Here is a 19,041-nt window from a genome sequence, read left to right as displayed (position 1 = left end):
GCACAAATTCACCTCGGAGTGGGACTTAACTCCCTGCACAATGTTCGAAAATGCGCGATAATTAGCGTGTAAGAGAAACATTCTATGGAGGAGGCCCTTTATGGCTGTTACTGAATCCGATGTCCGCGCTGCTGCTCCCGCAAATGCTCCTGAAGAGGTAGTTGATTGGGTTGTTAAGGTTGCGGCAATGACTACTCCGGAATCTATTGAGTTCTGTGATGGTTCCCAAGAGGAATGGGATCGTCTCTCGCAACTGCTGGTTGATGCCGGAATCTTTACCCGTTTGAACCCGGAGAAGCGCCCGAACTCGTTCTTGGCGCGTTCGTTGCCGTCCGACGTGGCGCGTGTGGAATCCCGCACCTTCATCTGCTGCGAAAAGGAAGAAGACGCTGGTCCTACGAACCATTGGGCTGACCCCAAGGAAATGAAGGAAACCCTGATTGGGGAAAACGGCGTGTTCCAGGGCACGATGAAAGGACGCACCATGTACGTGGTGCCGTTCTCGATGGGTCCGTTGGGCGGTCCGATTTCCCAGCTGGGCATCGAGCTGACCGACTCTGCCTACGTGGTGTTGAACATGCGCATCATGACGCGCATGGGTGCTAAGGCGATGGACTTGATTAACTCGGGCAAGCCGTGGGTTCCGGCAGTTCACTCGGTGGGCGCCCCACTCGAACCGGGTCAGAAGGACACGAACTGGCCGTGCAACGAAACGAAGTACATCACGCACTTCCCCGAAACCAACGAGATTTGGTCCTACGGCTCGGGTTACGGCGGGAACGCTCTGCTGGGCAAGAAGTGCTTCGCGCTGCGTATCGCCTCCACTATGGCGCGTCGCGACGGCTGGATGGCAGAGCACATGCTGATTTTGCGCCTGACGGACGAAAAGACTGGCAATCGTTACCACGTGACGGCAGCGTTCCCGTCGGCTTGTGGCAAGACGAACCTCGCCATGTTGCAGCCCACCATCAAGGGCTACAAGGTCGAGACTATTGGCGATGACATCGCCTGGATGCGTCCCGGTCCCGACGGTACCCTGCGTGCCATCAACCCCGAGGCGGGCTTCTTTGGTGTGGCTCCGGGAACCTCCCACAAGACCAACCCGATGGCGATGGAAGCCATGAAAGAAAACACTATCTTTACCAACGTGGCTCTGACCGATGACGGTGACGTGTGGTGGGAAGGTTGCGACACCGAGGCTCCGGAACACCTGATTGACTGGAAGGGGCAGGATTGGACTCCGGCCTCCGGTGAAAAGGCTGCTCACCCGAACAGCCGTTTCACCGCCCCAGCCAAGCAGTGCCCGATTATCTGCCCCGACTGGGAAGCTCCCGAAGGTGTGCCGATTGACGCGGTGCTCTTTGGCGGTCGCCGCGCCACCAACATTCCGCTGGTTGCTGAACAGTACACCCCGGCTCACGGCGTGTTCATCGGTTCCAATGTGTCCTCTGAGGTCACTGCCGCTGCCACCGACGTCAAGGCTGGTTCCTTGCGTCACGACCCCTTTGCGATGCTGCCGTTCTGCGGTTACAACATGGCCGACTACTGGGGTCACTGGCTGGAGATGCAAGAGAAGCTGGGCGACAAGTTCCCGCGCGTCTACCAGGTCAACTGGTTCCGCAAGGACGAGGACGGCAACTTCCTGTGGCCCGGATATGGTGATAACTCCCGCGTCCTGGACTGGATTGTAAAGCGTGTTTCCGGTCAGGTTGACGCCATTGACGGTCCGACCGGCAAGTACCCGAAGTTCGAGGACTTCAACACCGAGGGGATTGACCTGGATCGCGCCACCTGGGACAAGTTGTTCGCAATTGACCCCGAGGCTCTGTTGGAGGAAACCAAGGATACCGAGGCTTACTTCGCGAAGTTCGGCGACAAGCTCCCGGCGCAGCTAAAGGCTGAGCTGGAAGCCTTGCGTGAGCGCCTGCACGCTGCCAAGTAGTTAGTGTGCAAAGGCACTGACCCATTAATATTTTGGCGGGCAGTCACCATTCGGTGGCTGCCCGCCTTTGTATGCCAATAGTTTGCCAGAAAGCCTAAACCTCGAACCGGGCACAGCGCAGACGTGAGCTTAGTAGACCGTCAGCTTGGCGTTGCCGTCTGACCAGGAAACTACCACGTCATAGCCGGATAGTTTGAAAATCTTGGACCGGACCACCAGACGGAATTGCAGACCTTGGTCTGCCAGTGTGACCCGGCTGATGGACAGTCGATTCGTGGTGGTGTTCTCAAAATGCCCGTCGTCGAAAATCCGCTGCCAGATTCCGGCGCGTTTCACCTGCCACTCATAGGTCGTGTCGAACAGGGAGCCATCGGGATCCATAATCGGCGAAGCTTCGAAAGAGACACGCGACCCCACCGGGACTTTTGCGCTCGAAGGCATGTTCTTTAACCCCTGGACCGCCACCCGTACCGGTTCAGAAGTAGCGGTCCCTTCTGAAGAAATCGCAACCAGACGGTACTCGGTGTTCTTGGATCGCTCCCAGGACCAGATGCCATCAGGAGTGAAGGTTTCCTGGTTAGCTCCGGGAATGTCTGTCCAGACTCCGCCGTGATCCCGTTCCTGCCACTGATATTTCGGCACCGGCCAAGCGGAGACTTGCATACTGATGGGGTTGACCAGTTTGTACCCCACACCGGTGAGAGGCTGTTCCATTAGCTGCAGATGGGGAGGAGTCTTTTCCAGAGGGGTCAACGGATCGAACAGCGCTACTTGGTACTCGTAAGTGCTCCGCGGGGCGTTCTTAACCCCCTCAATCTTCACCTTGTACACCAGATTTTCCTGACCTACCGGCTTTTTCTCGATGGTGGGGAACTTCATCAGCAGGGTGGAATAGTCTGCGATTGCGCGGGGCGAGTACGTTACCCCTCGTTCACCAGGGTGAATGGTGGTTAGAGGTATCGGGTTTCCGTTCGGGTCGATAATGGTAGCTTTGGCAGTGGAAAGGTCTGCGTTTAGCACCGAGAAGCTCCAACGTTCCACGTCCATTCCGGAGTTGGTTTCCCCGACTGAGGTCAACAGTTGTTTGGGGAAAAATCCTGCCGAGGGCCAGCTCATCCATTCCGGAGTGGGTGCTTGGGGATTGTGCATGGCTTCGGCGGGCAGTCCCGGATATGGTTCGCCGGTCCGCACCGAGATGGCGGTATAGCCCGCGGTGGCGCCGATGGAAGTCAGGGACAATTGCGGGTCCATCATAAACAGACGGTGTCCCAGCTGGTCATTGATGGGGTTGGATTGATTGGAATAATCCATGTAGTACCACAGGGCTGTCTCCGCGGAGGTTTGCGAGATAGATTGAGCGAGGTTGGAGTGCCGGGCACCCCGCACCGCATCTTCGGTAGCACAAGCGAATCCCTCAACCGCCGGGTAGTGGGACAGTTTGCCGTTGCGGGCACTAACCATGGCCGCGGCTTGAGTGTAGGGGGCAATCGCCCCGGAGGTGTCCAGCGCCACCGCATTTAGACCGTTGAGCCCGCGCATGAAATTCCACGCATCCAGGACCGGGCGAATTCCGTCCGTGACGGCTTGACCGGGATTACAGTTTTCCAGGTCCACCCCGACACTCATGGCGGGACGAATCATGTTTTTTTCGTAATGTGCCAGGTAAGCACGGCGAACTTCGGATTTTGAAGTCGTGTCAATAAAGTTGTCATCCGGTGGGGCTGGCTGGTGCAGTTCGGCGGAGTGGACATGACCGGGTACTTTTGCGGCGCCCAATCTCTCGCTGTTCGGGAGCGGAGGTGCCTCTAGCAGGCACGCTACGAGGATGCAGACTATCGAGATGAACGCCAGAAGTGGCGTTAGTTTAGTGTCTAACGCACGGCGCATCGCTCAGTCCCTCCCCTCACAAATGACAACACTCCAGTCCCCTTACACAGAAATGGAAACTGGTGATTTGGGCACACCTGCCCCCTTTAATCGTATCGGCCGCCAATAAGTCATAAATGAAAAAACAATATCTTGACATATTTTAGGCGGTGTCGGCAAAAGGGCGTGGCGGGGGATTTGCCGCTGGGCGCGCCGTTTACCGTTGGTTTTCGTTGCCAGTAGGGACCATGCAAATCGGATGAACCTGACAGGAGTGTTTTTGCTGTGAGATAAATCACAGGCAATTCGAGAGCTTAGTCCTAACAAATTAGATGGTGACGAAGTCGGCAGGAAATCCTTGAATTTTACGGAATCGGGGAATTCGAGGTATGTTTCAGAGAGAAAACTCATTTTTTGCGCATTTAAAAGGAGTAAGACTTAGTGGCTGAAGCAAACCAAAAACTCGTGATTGTCGAGTCTCCGGCGAAAGCCCGGACCATTGGGAAGTTCCTCGGCGAAGACTTTGACGTCGAGGCATCGGTGGGTCACATTCGCGACCTCGCGCAACCCTCGGACCTTCCCGCCACGTTGAAAAAGACTGGCTACGCGAAGTTTGCGGTTGACTTGGATCACGACTTTGAGCCGTACTATGTGATTGACGGGGATAAGAAAAAGAAAGTCAGCGAGTTAAAAGCCCGGCTGAAAGATGCCGACGAACTCCTGCTCGCCACTGATGAGGACCGCGAAGGGGAGGCTATTGCCTGGCACCTGCTGGAGGTGCTCAAACCGAAAGTCCCCGTGAAACGCATGGTGTTTCACGAGATTACCAAAGACGCTATCAACCGCGCCCTCGACAACCCCCGCGAGCTGGACACCGACCTGGTGAACGCCCAAGAAACTCGCCGCATCCTGGACCGCTTGGTTGGCTATGAAGTTTCTCCCCTCTTGTGGCGCAAGATTCGCACCGGCTTGTCGGCAGGACGGGTGCAGTCGGTGGCGACTCGCATGATTGTCGACCGGGAACGCGACAGGATGCAGTTTAAGTCCGCTGAATACTGGGATTTAGTGGCGTGGCTGACCCCCGCGGCGGGCGGCACCGAGTTTTCCGCTACCCTGCGTGAGGTGGATGGCAAACGCATCGCCACCGGCAAGGACTTTGATGAGCACGGAGAGCTCAAGTCCGCGGCGCAAAAGTCCGGGGTGTTTGCCTTGGACGGTACGGCAGCGCAATCGTTGGCTGATGCACTCAGTGGGAGCGCAACCTGGTCGGTCGATGATATCGATTCCAAGCCCTACCGCCGTCGTCCCCCCGCGCCCTTCACCACGTCCTCCCTGCAACAGGAAGCCTCCCGGAAGCTCCGCTTGAACTCGCGCGATACTATGCGTGTGGCGCAGTCCCTGTATGAAAACGGGTATATCACCTATATGCGTACCGACTCGGTAAACCTGTCTGAACAGGCCATTTCCGCCGCACGGTCCCTGGCGGTGAGCCGTTTCGGCAATGATGCGGTCCCGGATAAACCCCGCGTCTACGAAACGAAAACGAAGGGAGCGCAGGAGGCTCACGAAGCTATCCGTCCCGCCGGAGAAAAGTTCCAACTGCCCTCCAGCTTGGAAGGTAAACTCGATCCGCGCGAGTGGAAACTGTACAACCTCATCTTCCGGCGCACCCTGGCTTGCCAGATGAACGACGCCACCGGTACCACGGTGTCAGTAAAAATCGCGGCGGTCCCTGCGGACGGCTCGGTGCGTGCCGAGTTCGGAGCCTCGGGAACAGTGATTGAAAATCCTGGTTTCCTCTCCGCTTACGAAGAAGGTCGGGATGAGGGTGATGAACCGGCGGCGACTCCCGGCGGGGGCAAGACCGGGGAGGCACGGTTGCCGCGGATGCAAGCCGCGGACCGGCTGCAACTCGATCACTTGGACTCTGGCGAGGACCGCCAGCATTTCACGACCCCGCCTGCCCGCTACACGGACGCGTCGCTGGTCAAAGCGATGGAAGAACGCGAGATAGGGCGACCCTCGACCTATGCCTCCACGATTTCTACCATTGTGGACCGACAGTATGTGTATCGCCGCGGGCAAGCCTTGGTGCCGTCGTGGCTGGCGTTTTCGGTGGTGAAACTGCTGGAAGAAAACCTGCCCGGACTGATTGATTACGACTTCACTGCCGATATGGAAGCCGATTTGGATAAAATCGCGGCTGGGAAAGCCGACCGCACCCAGTGGTTGAAGAATTTTTGGTATGGGCGAGGTAAAGGCTCCGACCTGCAAGGATTAGGGTTGCAGCGCGCGGTGGCAGAACTGGGAGACATTGACGCCGCCGCCCTGAACACGGTGGAGCTTGGTGAAGGTATTGCCCTGCGCGTGGGGCGTTACGGACCTTACCTGCAGCGTGGTGAGGAACGCGCTTCGGTCCCCGACACGGTGGCTCCCGATGAGCTGACCCTGCAGGTCGCTAAGGAACTGTTGGAAAAAGGCGCCCAGGGTGATCGAGTGTTGGGGGTACACCCCGAAACTGGGTTGGAAATTGTCGCCAAGAACGGCAGGTTCGGGCCTTATGTGGAAGAGCTGCAGCCCGAACCACAAGCTGAAACCGATGGTGAAACTAAGCCCAAAAAGACTGCGAAAAAGAAAACCAAAAACCGGACTTCCTCCCTTTTGAAAACACAGTCCCTGGATACGCTTACGCTGGAAGATGCCCTGCAACTGTTGAGCTTGCCGCGCACGGTCGGGCAGGACAGCGAAGGCGTGGACATCGTGGCGTCGAACGGGCGGTATGGTCCTTACATCAAACGCGGCACCGACACGCGCTCGTTGGAAAGCGAGGAACAGCTGTTCACGCTGACGACCGAGCAAGCGTTGGCGTTGCTGGCGGCTCCGAAAACTCGCGGACGGGCGGCGACGTCACAAACCGTGATGATGGAGTTTGGTGAGGACCCCGAAACGGGTCAGAAAGTCACCCTCAAGAACGGTCGCTACGGACCTTATGTGACGGATGGAACCACGAATGCCACCGTGCCGCGCGGCACCGACCCCGCGACGCTGACCGAAAGCGCAGCGTTTGAACTCTTGGCGATTAAACGCGCTAAGGGACCGACTAAGAAACGCAAAGCGCCGGCTCGCAAGACTACAGCAAAGAAAACCGCCAAAAAAACTACTGCCAAAACCGCGAAAAAGTAGGCGAAAGCCTGCCGGGTTCGTCCCGTTGGTGGAACCGCCCTGCAGGGAACCCCCGCGCCAAGCGTGGTGGTGAAGCCGGCGGGAACCCCGCGGTCAAGCCGCGGGACGGCGAGTCAGTCCAACCCGAGTTCTTTGCGCAGGCGGGCGACGTGCCCGGTGGCGCGCACGTTATATTTCGCGGAGGCTAACGTGCCGTCCGGGTCGACCACGAACGTGGAGCGCACCACTCCGAGTTTTTTCGTCAGGGGTTTCACCTGCCACACACCATAGTCCGATAGGACTTTATGCTCCGGGTCGGAGCCCAAGGCAAAGTTCAGGGTCTGTTTGTCACGGAACTTTTCCAGGGCGGGGATTTCATCCGGGCTGATGCCGATGACCGTGTATCCCGCGGATTTCAGGGAGTTCAGGGAATCGCGAAAGTCACAAGCCTCCGTGGTGCAGCCCGGCGTCATCGCACGGGGGTAAAAGTACACCACCACCCCGGCTTTTGCAGACTGGAGAGCCTCGACCAGGTGGAAGGCACCTTCGGTGGTTTCGATCGTAAAGTCAGGGGCCGCATCGCCCACGCTCAGTTTCTGTTCCATGCCTCTATCCTATAGGCGGACGGGGTGAACTGGCAGGGCGGTGCGGGACACCTGGAATTGACTGAGTTTGTTCCGCTACCGGGGCGGGGGTAAACCCGGTAAATTATCTCGTCGCAGGTTGCGGATTAGCCCAGTTCCAGGCTGTAATCAGCCCAGTAATCCAGCAGTTCCCGGTCGTGGCTGATGGCGATAACCGCAAGTCCCCGTGCCGAGCGTCGCTGAATCGCCCGCACCAGGCTGGCGGTACTGAAAGTGTCCAGCATGGCAGTGGCCTCGTCACAAATCAGCACCGTGGGATTGGTCAATAGACATCTGGCCAAGGCAACGCGCTGCAGTTGACCCTCTGAAACTTCCGCCGGGAAGCGCCGCCTGAACTCAGAGGGAATCCCCAGTTCCTCGCAGATTTCCGCGGCTTGTTTGCGGCGCACGTCTGGCGGCACATCCGCGTAAACTAACGGTTCCTCGATGATTTGCCCCAGCGTCCACCGCGGATTCACGGAGCGTCGAGGTGACTGGAACAGCATCGCCACTCCAGGTTGTACCGCCGCGTGTGGGTGCTGTTTAGGGGCGGGGCTTTTGCCCTGTGGAGTGGTCGTTTCCCCGGAGCCGCACCAGCGAATTCGACCTGTCAGAGGAGTGAGGCGCCCGGCAATTGCCCTGGCGGTGGTGGTTTTGCCGCAACCCGAGTCTCCGAACCATCCCACGGTTTCGCCGCGGTGCAGGCTCAGGTTAAAGGCTGTGACCACCGGAACGCCATGGTATCCGACGGTCAGGTCGCGTACCTCCAACACGGTTTCGTGGGTCACTTCGGATGCCGGTCGAGGTTGGTTCTCGTGGCCAGAAGCGGGGTGCGGCGCGGATGTATCGGTCCTGTTTCGTGCCATGTTGCGCGGCAAAGCCGCTAGTAGCTCCCGCGTGTAAGGATGTCGCGGCGTATCGAGCACCTGCGTTGCGGTGCCTTGCTCCAACACCTGACCGTGACCCAGCACTGTCACCTGATCTGCCAGGGGCAAATCCAGCAACAACGCCAAATCGTGGGTGATGGACAACACTGCCAGACCCCGGTCTGCTAACTTTCGCAACAGCTGCCAAATCTGGTCGCGCCGAGTTTCGTCCAATCCAGCGGTGACCTCATCGGCAATCAACACTGCGGGGTTCCCTGCCAAAGCCAGAGCCAAGTTAGCACGGGTCAACATGCCGCCGGACAACTCGTGCGGATAAGCCGCCAGGGAATCCGTAGGAAATCCCGTCATTTCGCACAAATCCGTTACAGTCGCGGGCTCGGGGGTCGCCACGGAAAGCAATTCCGCCCGGTCCCGGCGCCTGAGTAGCTTGACGGATTCTTCCAGCTGGTCGCCAACGGTACGGTTCGGTGCGAAAGCTGTGGCGCTGGATTGAGACGCCACCGCGATGAGATGCCCCCGAATCGTCTGCCAGGGACAGTTTTTGCCATAAAGTTTTCTCCCGCCAACGCTGACTTGCCCGCTGACCTGCATCTTTCCGGGCAGCATTCCGGTGGCAGTTTTTGCCAGAATCGATTTCCCTGCCCCGGATTGTCCCAGCAGTACATGCAGTTCGCCGGGTTTAACCTGCAGGTTTACGTGGTCTTCCAAAACCAGGTCGCGTTCCGTGGGGGAATTGGCTGTCGATGCTGGCTTTGCGGCGGTGCTGCCGGTCAGGGACTTCTGACGCTGGTCAGAAATCCAGCCAGAACGCGGAACCGTAACGCTCAAATCCTGAAATTCCAAGGCGGGTGGGGCGGTATTTTCGTCTGGTTCCCCGGCTGGAGCCTCATGCACACACGGGGGAACGTCGCTGGCAGGAACACTCAAATCCCCTACCAAAGTGTCGGACTCTGCGGAATCTGTTTCTCTGGCTGCACCGCGCGAAGCCTTGCCCAAACCTGAAGCCCACCCGAAAATGAGCAGGGTCAACAGTACTAATGCACCTGCTGGAAACACCAGTTCCCACCAGCAGCCAATCAGGATTTCCGTGCGCGCCACCTCTAGCAGGGTTCCCAGCGAAGGCTGGTCGGGAGAAATCCCCAGACCCAGGAAAGACAGGGTAGACTCGTGCCAAATCGCGTGGGGGAACAGCAGTACGACACTAACTTTCATCTGACCGAACACCGAAGGCAGCAGGTGTTTACGCGCCACCTGCCAGTGGCTCGCGCCTGCCAGATACGCAGCTTCGACATACTCCAATTCACGTGTGGAGAGGGCAATGGAACGCACAATACGCGCGACCGGCGACCAATGCACCAAGGCAATCGAAGCGATAATAGCCACGAGAGAACCGGGGTAAAACGCTACAATCGCAATGCCCAGCAGCAGCTGGGGCAGTGCATTAATCGTGTCGGTAAAGCGCATCAGCAACGAGTCGACTTTTCCGCCCCAGGACGCTGCCACGGCACCAATCAGTACCCCAATGACCGTGGAGACTACAGCACAGACTGCTGCCACGAAAATGCTGACCCGCAGCCCCAAAGCCACGCGCACCAACAAATCATGCCCTGCCAAGTCAGTGCCAAACCAATGTGCGGCACTGGGCGCCAACCGTGCTTGTGACAAATCCGCCTCGTGCAAATCCGTGCCGGCAAAAAACGGCAAGATTGCCGCATAGAGCAGCATCAACGCCAAGGCGCAGAAAGATAGACGGCTGGGGCTAAACGCGCGTCGCAGTGAAACGAGGAAGGTCAACTTAAGATTCATAGCGCACCCGTGGATCGAAATAGAGATACAAAACATCAGCGACCAGATTGCCGATAATTACCAGTGCCGCCGATGCCAAAGTCAGAAAAGTTAGCAGCGGTAAATCCAGTCCTTTAGCGGAAGCTACCAGCGCTGCCGCCAGCCCACCCCAAGAAAAGACTTCCTCGACCAGCACTGCTCCGACAATCAGTTCCGGCAGGCGCATTCCCACCATGGTGATAGTGGGAGCCAGGGACAGCGGCAGGACCGAACGGCGGATTAAAGTGCTTTGCGGAATCCCGCGTTGAATCCCGGCTTTCCACCAGTCGGAATGGAGATTCTCTTGGGCACGTTCCCACAAGGTCAACAGCATCCACGGCATTTGGGTTAACGCCAACACGCTGGCAGGCAAGATTAGATACGACAACTCCCAGGATGAGGTGGCATCTGGACCCGTGCGCCCCCCGGCGGGGAACCATCCGGTTCCTAAAGCCAGGAATAACACTGCACCCAAAGCCAACACAAAGGGGGGGATGGCTTGGATAAACAGCATGAGAGCTTGGAATACGCGTCCCAGCCAGTTCCACCGCAGCCCGAGTATCCCCAAGACGATACTCAGCACGAAAGCCAGGACCAGACCCACCCCCGATAGCACCAGGGTGGCTTCGCAGCGTTCTGCCAAGACTTGCACGACGGGTTGATTATAGGTGCGGGAAAAACCCAAATTGCCATGAATCAGATCACTAGCCCAAGCCAACCAGGCTCCGTGCCAGGATTGATCCAAATTAAGCGCCTTCGCGATGGATTCCCGTTGGGTGGCGCTGAGGAACTGATAGCGGTCCCCCAAGTACGCCACCAGCGGGTTCAAGGGCGATACGGCGGCGAGCAGGAAAACACCTACTGAAATCGCCACCAGCAGCACCGGCAACGCCAACAGGCGGTTGCGTACCAAAATCCACACCTGGCGGCGTCGCTCGTGGCGACGCGCCAGGCGCAGAGTTATTCCGGTGCTTACTTCTCCCATTGCCCCAGGTTCCACCACGGACCCCAATTCACGCCGTGAGAGTGTGGCTCTACCGTCAGATTCCCGGTCTTCCAACCGGCATCACGGGTGACATAAGTGTGCTGCAAGAATGCCAGGAACACGTGGTTCGGGGCTTCCAAATACTGCTTTTGGGCTTGCTGGTAGAGCTTCACGCGTTCGGATTCATCCCCGGATTTGCGTGCCTGTTCCAGGATTTTATCCATTTCCGGCGAGCCGTAGTTGCCGGGGTTATCGTACTGCGAGGTATTTGCTTCGCGGGTGTGCAGAATCGAGTACACCTGGGTGTCGATGGAGTACGGCTTGTCGCCACCACCCAGCAAGATACCGACTTTGTCCAGGCGTCCATCCAGCGCATCCCAAGTCGTTCCTTCCAGTTTCACGTCTACGCCCAGTGGCTTCATGGCGGCTGCGAAAGCCACCGATAGGTCACGGCGCACGGTGTCATTGGAGCTGTAAGCCAGGGTGAAAGCCGCACGCTGACCGTCTTTTTCGCGAATCCCGTCCGCGCCGGGTTTCCAGCCGGCAGCGTCCAGACGCTTCTTGGCGCCCTCCAGGTCGAACTTAAACTGTGCTTCCGGGTCGTAAGCCTCGTAAACTGCAGAAACCGGGGTGGAAGCCGGTTTACCCGCCCCAAACAGTACTTTTTTGATGATTTCCTGGCGGTTCACGGCTTCATTCATGGCAATCCGGGCCTGTAGGTCGGCGCAAAATGCGTTGCTGCCGGGGAAGCTAATTCCGCGCCAGTCAGCGGAATCCGCATGTACCACCTGGTAACCGGGGAGGTTTTTCAGGCTGTTTGCCAAAGCGGGAGGAATGATCGAACCGTCGAATTCTTTGGTGCGAATTCGTGCCACGCGAGCGGCATCGTCGGGAACATAAACAGTGGTCAGCTGCTTAACTTGCGGTGCCTTGCCCCAATAATTGGGGTTGGCTACCCACACGGCTTTCTGGCTGTCGAGCGTTTTCAGGACATATGGTCCGGTCCCTACGGGTTTGGTGTTTAGCGGAGATTCACTCGCCAGTCCACCTTTCATGTATTCACCAGGTGCCAGTCCCAGCAGCAGTCGAGAGGGAAAATCAGGGTAGGGGTACTTGAGCTTGAAAGTGACCTTGTTTCCGTCCGCGTTAATCTGGTCCACCATCTCGTAAGAGGCTCCGATTTCCGAAGCCGTGTCGGGATTCATCACTTCTTTGTAATTTGCCACCACGTCTTGCGCATCAAAATCGCTGCCGTCCGAGAATTTCACTCCGTCGCGGACTTCCACGGTCCACTCGGTTTTATCTGCGTTAGAGGTCGGCATCGCAGTCGCCAGGACCGGACGTAGCTCCGGTAGTTTATGTGGGTCTTTGCTTTCCAGCCCCAGCAGACCTTCATACATGGGGGAGACACCGAGTTCGGCATAGCCGTTGGTGGGGTTGTATCCTCCCAGTTCAAAAGCGTCCGCCAGGGTGATTTCATCGGCGGCTGCTGATTTGCCGGTGCCAGCGGAGCCTTTCGGGGAGGTACCTCCTTGACAAGCGCTGAGGCTCAAAGCTAGCGCTACGGCAGCGCCGCTGACAGCAAGGGTCTTTAAGTTGAATTTGCCAGGGTGGCAGGGGTGAGACATAGCTGCTCCTTGTGTGTAACGTATTGCTTTCATGCAGGGTTAATCATGTCCACATAGACATATGTCAGTTCGCAAAGATATTACCATGCGGTCAGTATTGCGGCAATTCTCTCGGTAGCAAGGAAATCCAGAGATAACGCGCCAAAATCAGGTCGATAATGTCACAATTGAAAAAATGCAAGGAAGGAAACAGTCATGAGCAAGCTGCCCGCTGCCGAGATACGTGCCCTGCATGAAATCTTGGCGCATCCTCACGGAACTGGTGCGGGATGTCGGTGCGCTACAGAGACGGAACTGACGCCCCACGAAACCGAAAAACCTCATGCATCCTATGCAACTCACGACGAAAACCAGACCCGCCACGGTCGACCGGCGCACTCCCCCATGCAGCCGGTAGACATCGATGAGATTGCGACCACCTGGGCACCTCGCTTCGAATTGCTCGCCGACCTAACCCGACTGAAACTGCTGTCCTATATGCATATTTATCCCGGTTCTTGCGTGCAGGATTTAGCTAACGCGGCGGGGATTACTCAGACGGCAGCTTCACAAGCGCTGCGGGTCTTGCGTGACGAAGGTTGGGTTAGCGCCGATCGTGACGGGCGGTTGATGCGGTACACCTTGAAGGACACGGCTGCACATCAGATGCTGCATTTTATTGGGCACATCCACGTGTAGCTTTATGGTGAGAAACCCCAGAAACGCTGCGGGAATGCGGAACTTGGCTCAGTAACCGGAAGCAGACAGCGGCTTGATGTGGCGCAGAATTAACGCCAAGACGATGACCACCACTGCCAGGGATCCAGAAATTGCCACCACTCCCGGCCAACCCAAGGCAGTCCAGCCAAAACCTGCCAACGTGCCGAAAATCGAGCCGCCGGCATAGTAAACAATCGAGTAGGCTGACGAAGCCTGACCGGTGGCCCCGACCCCGGACACTGCCCGAGCCGTGACCCAGCCGGTCGCGACGGAATGAACCCCAAAGAACCCAATGGTAAACACCACCAGACCCGCAAAAATCGCCCACAACGGTCTGGCTAACATCATCAGAATTCCCACCAAATAGATGATGCCGGCGAGCGGAACTACTGCCCGCCTGCCAAAACGCGAAGCCAGGCTCCCTGCTGTAGAGGCCGCGACCGAACCAAACAGATTGACCAGGAAAATCAGGGAAACAATCCAGGTCGCCAGGAAGTAAGGCGCGCCGGTCAAACGGTAAGGCATCATGTTCAGAATGCTTTGATAAGCGCCCAGCGCGGTGCCAGCAATGACAAACAGCAGCACCAAACCAGGTTCGGTCAAGACATCCTTAGTGTGTTGCAGCAGAGTCTTTAACCCCGGCTCGGCTTTAGAGAACCCCTCCTGCTGAGGTAAAAACAGCCACACCAGCAGCGTGCCGGCCACGCCGATGCACCCCAGGACAGTGATGGTCATATCCCATCCCACCAGGTGAGACAGAAACCCGGAGAGAATCCTGCCTAACATGCCGCCAATCGCGGTGCCGGCCACGTAAGAACCGGCTGCCTTGGGCAGCTCAGCCGGACAGATTTCCTCAGCCAGATAAGCCGTCGCTACCGCGGGCAAACCTGCCAAAGCCATGCCTTGCACAAAACGCCCCACCATCAAAAAGCCCCAGTTCGGGGTAAAACCCAAGACGATACCTAGGAGGGAAGCCACGAACAGGGAAATCAAAATAATCGGGCGGCGCCCCAGACGCTCCGAGGACGGCCCGATAAAGAACATCGAAATCGCCAGCGCCAGAGTCGTCAACGACAGTGCCAGCGACGCTGTGACCGGGGAAATCGAGAAAAATTTCGAGATATCCGGCAGCAGCACCTGCACCTCATAAATCTGCGCGAACGTCACGAAACCCGCTACGAACAGGGCAAACTTGATGCGGCGGTATTCCGGGTCGTGACTGGTGTAGCCGGTGAAAGCCGCTTGGGCGGCGGGGCGCAGCGCAGTCAGGGGCAAATCCTCAACCGGAATGGGAATGCCGCCCGGCTCGGTGCGGGCGGCATCAATCATGGCAGGATCGGGAGAAGCCAGGATACTGTCAGGCTGGCGAGGACCAGGAGCCTTAGATTTGCGAACTGACGACATATTGCCAGTATATTCCCCGGCGGAATGCCCGCTGACATCGCGCAACTGCGCTCATCGGGCAACGCCACAGATACGGCTCGCAGGGACTGGGTAGTGTGCAAAAAGGCGGGGGCAGCGGGACTCGTGCAAGGGCGCCCCGTGACTACTCGGTGTACAGCGGAGCCAGTCGCGCATAAAAACGCGATGAAAAATCCTGGAAATCCTGCTCCATGCCCTGAGCGGTATCCGTGGAATCCACCAGGGACAGTGCCAAAACTGCGTTACCCTGCGGGACGTAGCACACGTCCAAAGTCTGGCTGACCTGGTTGCTTGTCACGGTTTGACGGTATCCGCCGGGGCAAGACACGGCAGGGTCGTTCGCTTTGATAGTCATCTTTACAGTGCCGGTCGGGGCGCTCACGGTCACTTCCTCGCAGTCCCTGACCATGGTGTTGAGGTCATCAATCATCGATTGCGCGTCCTGCTCGGAGGGAGCCAGGAACACTTGAGCTGCCGCCTGCCCATCAGGCGCCGGGGCAGCCAGAGAGGACCAATGCAGCAGCGGAAGATTGAAAGAATTGCGCATCATGGCTTGGCAGCCGGAACCAGCCGGCGCAAACTTCAGTCCGCTGGGATTTTTCAGTTCGCGCACCAGGTTCCCCGCCAGGTCGACCTGTTGCCGCAACTGGGTGGATTCGTCCTCGTTAAACGGCGTGAGCGAGTGACCCGCCAGTTTCAGGTCGGCAAAAATGGCGGCGGTCGCGCCTATGTCCGGAGAACCGGGCGCCGGTTTCGCGTCTACTTCGCTTTGATCTGAGGCACAGCCAGTCAAGCTCAACGTCACCAGGCCGACCGTGGCAATCATCGAAATAAGCTGGCGTTTCATTGGGCACCTCCGGAGGTTTGTGTGGGGTCTGGCGTGCTGGGCGGGGGAGTCCCGGGTGAAGAGTCCTCCGTCGGCGTTTCCGCCGGGAGTTCGACCGGCTGGCCGAGCCCGGAGGGCGAAACCGTCACGGAAACGTCCCCCTCCAGACTTGTGGAGTCGCCCGAAATCGCAGCAGGGACGGAACCCTCCGGCGTTTCCTGAGGCGCCCGCTTGAGGACGGTGTGGTCCTCGCGCACCGGCAGCAACATCAACAACCCCAGCAACAGCACCAAGCCAATGCCGAGGATGCCCCAGTACTGAGCCTGCGCATGAATCGCCATCATCGGACCACCCGGACCCGTAGTCACGGACAGCAAAGCGGGCGGGATAAACGGGGTAAACTGCTGACCCAAGCTGATGAACAGGGTAAACATCAGGGGAGCCAGCCACGTCACCGAACGCCCCGTTGTCTGGTAGAGCCCGAACACCTCGCCCTCGTGGCCCTCGGGAATGCGTCGCGCCAAGAAAGAACGGGACGCCGACTGGGCCGGGCCGACCCATAGCGTCATGAACAGCCCGATAGTCCACATGATGATTTTGCCTTGGGCGTGCAGGGCGAAAACCCCTAAACAGCAGGCTACCAGCATGATTAGAGAGAAAATCATGACTTTTTTGGGTCCGATTTTGTCGTCAAAGAAACCCATCAACGTCGTGGCGATGCCCGCCGCGACGTTGGCGACGACCGCGAAAATAATGACTTCCCCCGGAGAGAAACCGAAGGTCACCGCGGCGATGATGCCACCGAACGTAAAGACGCCGGACAGCCCGTCGCGGAAAATCGCGGAGGCAATCAAGAAATACAGCACATTTGGAGCATTGCGAAACAACCAGGCGATGGTTTGGAACAGCTTTTTATAGGAGGTGAAAATGGACTCGTGCGGCAGGTTTTCGCTGCCCGGCACGACTCGCCCGCGTACGGTGAACAGCACCGGCACAAAGAAAATCAGCGACCATGCGGCGGCGACCAGCATCGCGACCCGCACCCCCATGCCGTTCGAGGTATCCAAGCCGGTGAAATTATTTTCCGAGATGAACCCGAAGTTCAGGAACATCAACAGGACAATCCCGCCGAAATACCCGCTCGCCCAGCCGATACCGCTGATTTTTCCGATGTTGTCGGCGTTGGAAATCCGGGTCAGCATGGCGTAATAGTTCACGGTGGCGAACTCGAAAAACATCGTCATCAACGCCAGCAGACCCACGCCCAGCCACAGGAAGTTCGGGTGCGGAGCAACAAAGAACATCGCTGCTAGGCAAACGATGATGATTACCGAAAAGACCCCCAGCCAGAATGTTCCTTTGCCGCGCCGATCCGCGCGCTGTCCGGTGATGGGGGCGGTCAACGCCACGATAATCCCCGCGATGGTCATGCCGGTTGAGACAGCCTGGGAAGAGGCGGTTTGGTTGCCGAAAGCGGCCCCGGTCAGGTACACCGTGAACACGAAAGTCGTAGCGACCGCGTTGACGGAGGCGCCGCCGGCGTCCCACATACACCACGTAAGTTTTTGGATGAATCCGCCTTCTTTTACCATTGTTTTCCCTTTCAAAGAGCTTCGACTAAAACGGTCCCCTGGACCGTTTTTTGACGTCTTCGCGCTTGTCTCGCGATGGCTCGTGCGCTTTGCGCTGCCATCGCGCCCCCATGCACCAAGTTAACTTTTGGATGAATCCGCCTGGTTTTGGCATTGTTTTCTCCTGTGTGCTGGTTGAATTCTGTTTGTGGAGCTGCGGCTAAAACGGTCCCCCGGACCGTTTTTTGACGCCTTCGCGCCCGGCCCGCGATGGCTCGTGCGCTTCGCGCTGCCATCGCGCCCCCATACACCAAGTTGGTTTTTGGTTGGGTCCGCCTGGTTTTAGCATGTCTTTCCCCTTTGCCGACTTTACTGTTAACCTACCGGTTTTATCTCCGGGATTGGTTAAGTTTCTCGTGTTATCCAGGGTGTTCGTTGCTTAGGAGTGGGGACGTCTGCGGTGCGGGGAGTGCTGGAATTCGGCGAGGGTCAAATCGGCGGGGGTGGTGATTTTGTAGGCGGCGTAATCGCCAACTACGGTCACGACAGGTTGATTCGCGGCTTCATACAGCGCCGCATCGTCGGAAAACGCGGTGGACTCCGCAATCGCCCGCTCGGCAAACCGCTCGTGTAGCGCAGCCAACTCATGCAGGTAAAAGCCTTGTGGTGTTTGGACTGCGCGCAAAGTCGCGCGGTTTGGGGTGGTAGTGACGATCTCGACAGGCTCGTCGGGACGGGTCCGCGGAGCTACGACCTTGATTGTGTCGGTGACTGCCAGGGCAGGAACCACGGCTCGGTGGCCGTCTCGCAAAGCTGCCACCACGCGGTCAAACACGGCGGAGGGTGTGAAAGGGCGGGCTGCGTCGTGAACCAGGACCAAGTCATCGTCTCGTGCTGGGCCCACCGCATTTATCAGTGCGCGCAGGGCTGCTGCGACGGAACCTTGTCGTGAAGAACCGCCGGGGGTGACCAAAGTGGGGAAGTCGAAACCGGAAACCACCGATTGAAAACGGTCGAGCTGTGCCGACGGGGCGTTGACAACCACAAAATCACAGCTGGGCAGACCTTTTAAAGCCCATTCCAGCAGCGGGCGACCCGCTACCGGAACCAGTGCTTTGGGCATGCCGCAGCCGAGTCGAGTGCCCGACCCCGCCGCTGTCAGCACCACAAAAAGTCTCACCATGCCAATTTACCCCCAAAATTTTCCCCTAGTTTTGGCGTTCGATTAATTCTCTGCGCTGTGCCATATCTGGCACTTCGAGCCGTGTAAATAGGCTTTATCCTCGGTTTTTGAGAAATAAGGGCTGTTCGTTGGTGGATTTCGGGGTGCGCGTGGATTATAGGGTGGAAATAGGGCAGTAGCTGCCAATAATGGCAGCTACTGCCCAAATCCCACCTTATATTCACAACCCAGCGAGTATCCCCAGATTTTGTTGCCCGAAATCGGTGTCTATGCTCCGGCTTTCCGCCATGTTTAGGTGTGAAAACTTCTGTGGTTTTTCGGAATAGTTGCACTAACGACCGATTTCAACCCAGAATTTGGACCATCATTGAGTCCCGGTTTTCTAAACCTGCAGGTTATGGCGATTCTAGTTGTGTGGAGCCC

General features: G+C 57.8%; 12 protein-coding genes. 3 read left to right on the top strand and 9 right to left on the bottom strand.

The window, feature by feature from the left end; genetic code table 11:
• Nucleotides 1-100: 100 nt before the first annotated feature.
• A complete protein-coding gene (locus HMPREF0576_RS07315; protein ID WP_004007693.1) occupies nt 101-1,942 on the top strand; it encodes a phosphoenolpyruvate carboxykinase (GTP) in 1,842 nt (613 codons plus the stop codon).
• 129 nt (nt 1,943-2,071) lie between these two features.
• On the opposite strand, the gene HMPREF0576_RS07310 is transcribed toward HMPREF0576_RS07315, so the two are convergent.
• The gene (locus HMPREF0576_RS07310) at nt 2,072-3,829 is read right to left on the bottom strand and encodes a CAP domain-containing protein (RefSeq protein WP_004011330.1); all 1,758 of its coding nucleotides are present in this window, start codon (nt 3,827-3,829) and stop codon (nt 2,072-2,074) included.
• A 420-nt stretch (nt 3,830-4,249) separates the two neighbouring features.
• Between HMPREF0576_RS07310 and topA the strand changes: the two genes are divergently transcribed.
• Nucleotides 4,250-6,991 (top strand): type I DNA topoisomerase, encoded by a 2,742-nt coding sequence (gene topA, locus HMPREF0576_RS07305; protein ID WP_004011329.1) that lies wholly within the window; start codon nt 4,250-4,252, stop codon nt 6,989-6,991.
• 113 nt (nt 6,992-7,104) lie between these two features.
• On the opposite strand, the gene HMPREF0576_RS07300 is transcribed toward topA, so the two are convergent.
• From HMPREF0576_RS07300 to HMPREF0576_RS07285, 4 genes are all read right to left on the bottom strand, one after another.
• Complete coding sequence (locus HMPREF0576_RS07300; protein WP_004011328.1) at nt 7,105-7,575, bottom strand: peroxiredoxin; 471 nt, start codon at nt 7,573-7,575, stop codon at nt 7,105-7,107.
• A gap of 125 nt (nt 7,576-7,700) precedes the next feature.
• Complete coding sequence (locus HMPREF0576_RS07295; RefSeq protein WP_004011327.1) at nt 7,701-10,286, bottom strand: ABC transporter ATP-binding protein/permease; 2,586 nt, start codon at nt 10,284-10,286, stop codon at nt 7,701-7,703.
• Nucleotides 10,276-11,289, bottom strand: coding sequence for an ABC transporter permease (locus HMPREF0576_RS07290; protein ID WP_004007687.1), 1,014 nt, complete (start codon nt 11,287-11,289; stop codon nt 10,276-10,278). Before HMPREF0576_RS07290 ends, HMPREF0576_RS07295 begins: the two co-directional genes overlap by 11 nt.
• Nucleotides 11,277-12,917 carry an ABC transporter substrate-binding protein gene (locus tag HMPREF0576_RS07285; RefSeq protein ID WP_004011325.1) on the bottom strand — a complete coding sequence of 547 codons (1,641 nt, stop codon included), beginning with the start codon at nt 12,915-12,917 and terminating at the stop codon, nt 11,277-11,279. Before HMPREF0576_RS07285 ends, HMPREF0576_RS07290 begins: the two co-directional genes overlap by 13 nt.
• Nucleotides 12,918-13,112: 195 nt before the next feature.
• Between HMPREF0576_RS07285 and HMPREF0576_RS07280 the strand changes: the two genes are divergently transcribed.
• Complete coding sequence (locus HMPREF0576_RS07280) at nt 13,113-13,595, top strand: ArsR/SmtB family transcription factor (RefSeq protein ID WP_004008777.1); 483 nt, start codon at nt 13,113-13,115, stop codon at nt 13,593-13,595.
• Nucleotides 13,596-13,643: 48 nt separating this feature from the next.
• On the opposite strand, the gene HMPREF0576_RS07275 is transcribed toward HMPREF0576_RS07280, so the two are convergent.
• The 4 genes from HMPREF0576_RS07275 to HMPREF0576_RS07260 all read right to left on the bottom strand — a co-directional run bounded on the left by HMPREF0576_RS07275 (nt 13,644) and on the right by HMPREF0576_RS07260 (nt 18,618).
• Nucleotides 13,644-15,020, bottom strand: a complete 1,377-nt coding sequence (locus tag HMPREF0576_RS07275) for an MFS transporter (RefSeq protein ID WP_004011323.1) — start codon at nt 15,018-15,020, stop codon at nt 13,644-13,646.
• 142 nt (nt 15,021-15,162) lie between these two features.
• Complete coding sequence (locus tag HMPREF0576_RS07270; protein ID WP_004011322.1) at nt 15,163-15,885, bottom strand: hypothetical protein; 723 nt, start codon at nt 15,883-15,885, stop codon at nt 15,163-15,165.
• Nucleotides 15,882-17,456 (bottom strand): MFS transporter, encoded by a 1,575-nt coding sequence (locus tag HMPREF0576_RS07265; protein ID WP_004011321.1) that lies wholly within the window; start codon nt 17,454-17,456, stop codon nt 15,882-15,884. The genes HMPREF0576_RS07270 and HMPREF0576_RS07265 overlap by 4 nt, the downstream gene beginning before the upstream one ends.
• Before the next feature lie 418 nt (nt 17,457-17,874).
• Nucleotides 17,875-18,618 carry an IspD/TarI family cytidylyltransferase gene (locus HMPREF0576_RS07260; protein ID WP_004011320.1) on the bottom strand — a complete coding sequence of 248 codons (744 nt, stop codon included), beginning with the start codon at nt 18,616-18,618 and terminating at the stop codon, nt 17,875-17,877.
• Between the last annotated feature and the right edge of the window lie 423 nt (nt 18,619-19,041).

Origin of the sequence: Mobiluncus holmesii ATCC 35242 (genome assembly GCF_000185445.1) — a bacterium.
Lineage (GTDB): Bacteria > Actinomycetota > Actinomycetes > Actinomycetales > Actinomycetaceae > Mobiluncus > Mobiluncus curtisii.
This window is presented reverse-complemented; position numbering and strand designations above follow the sequence as displayed.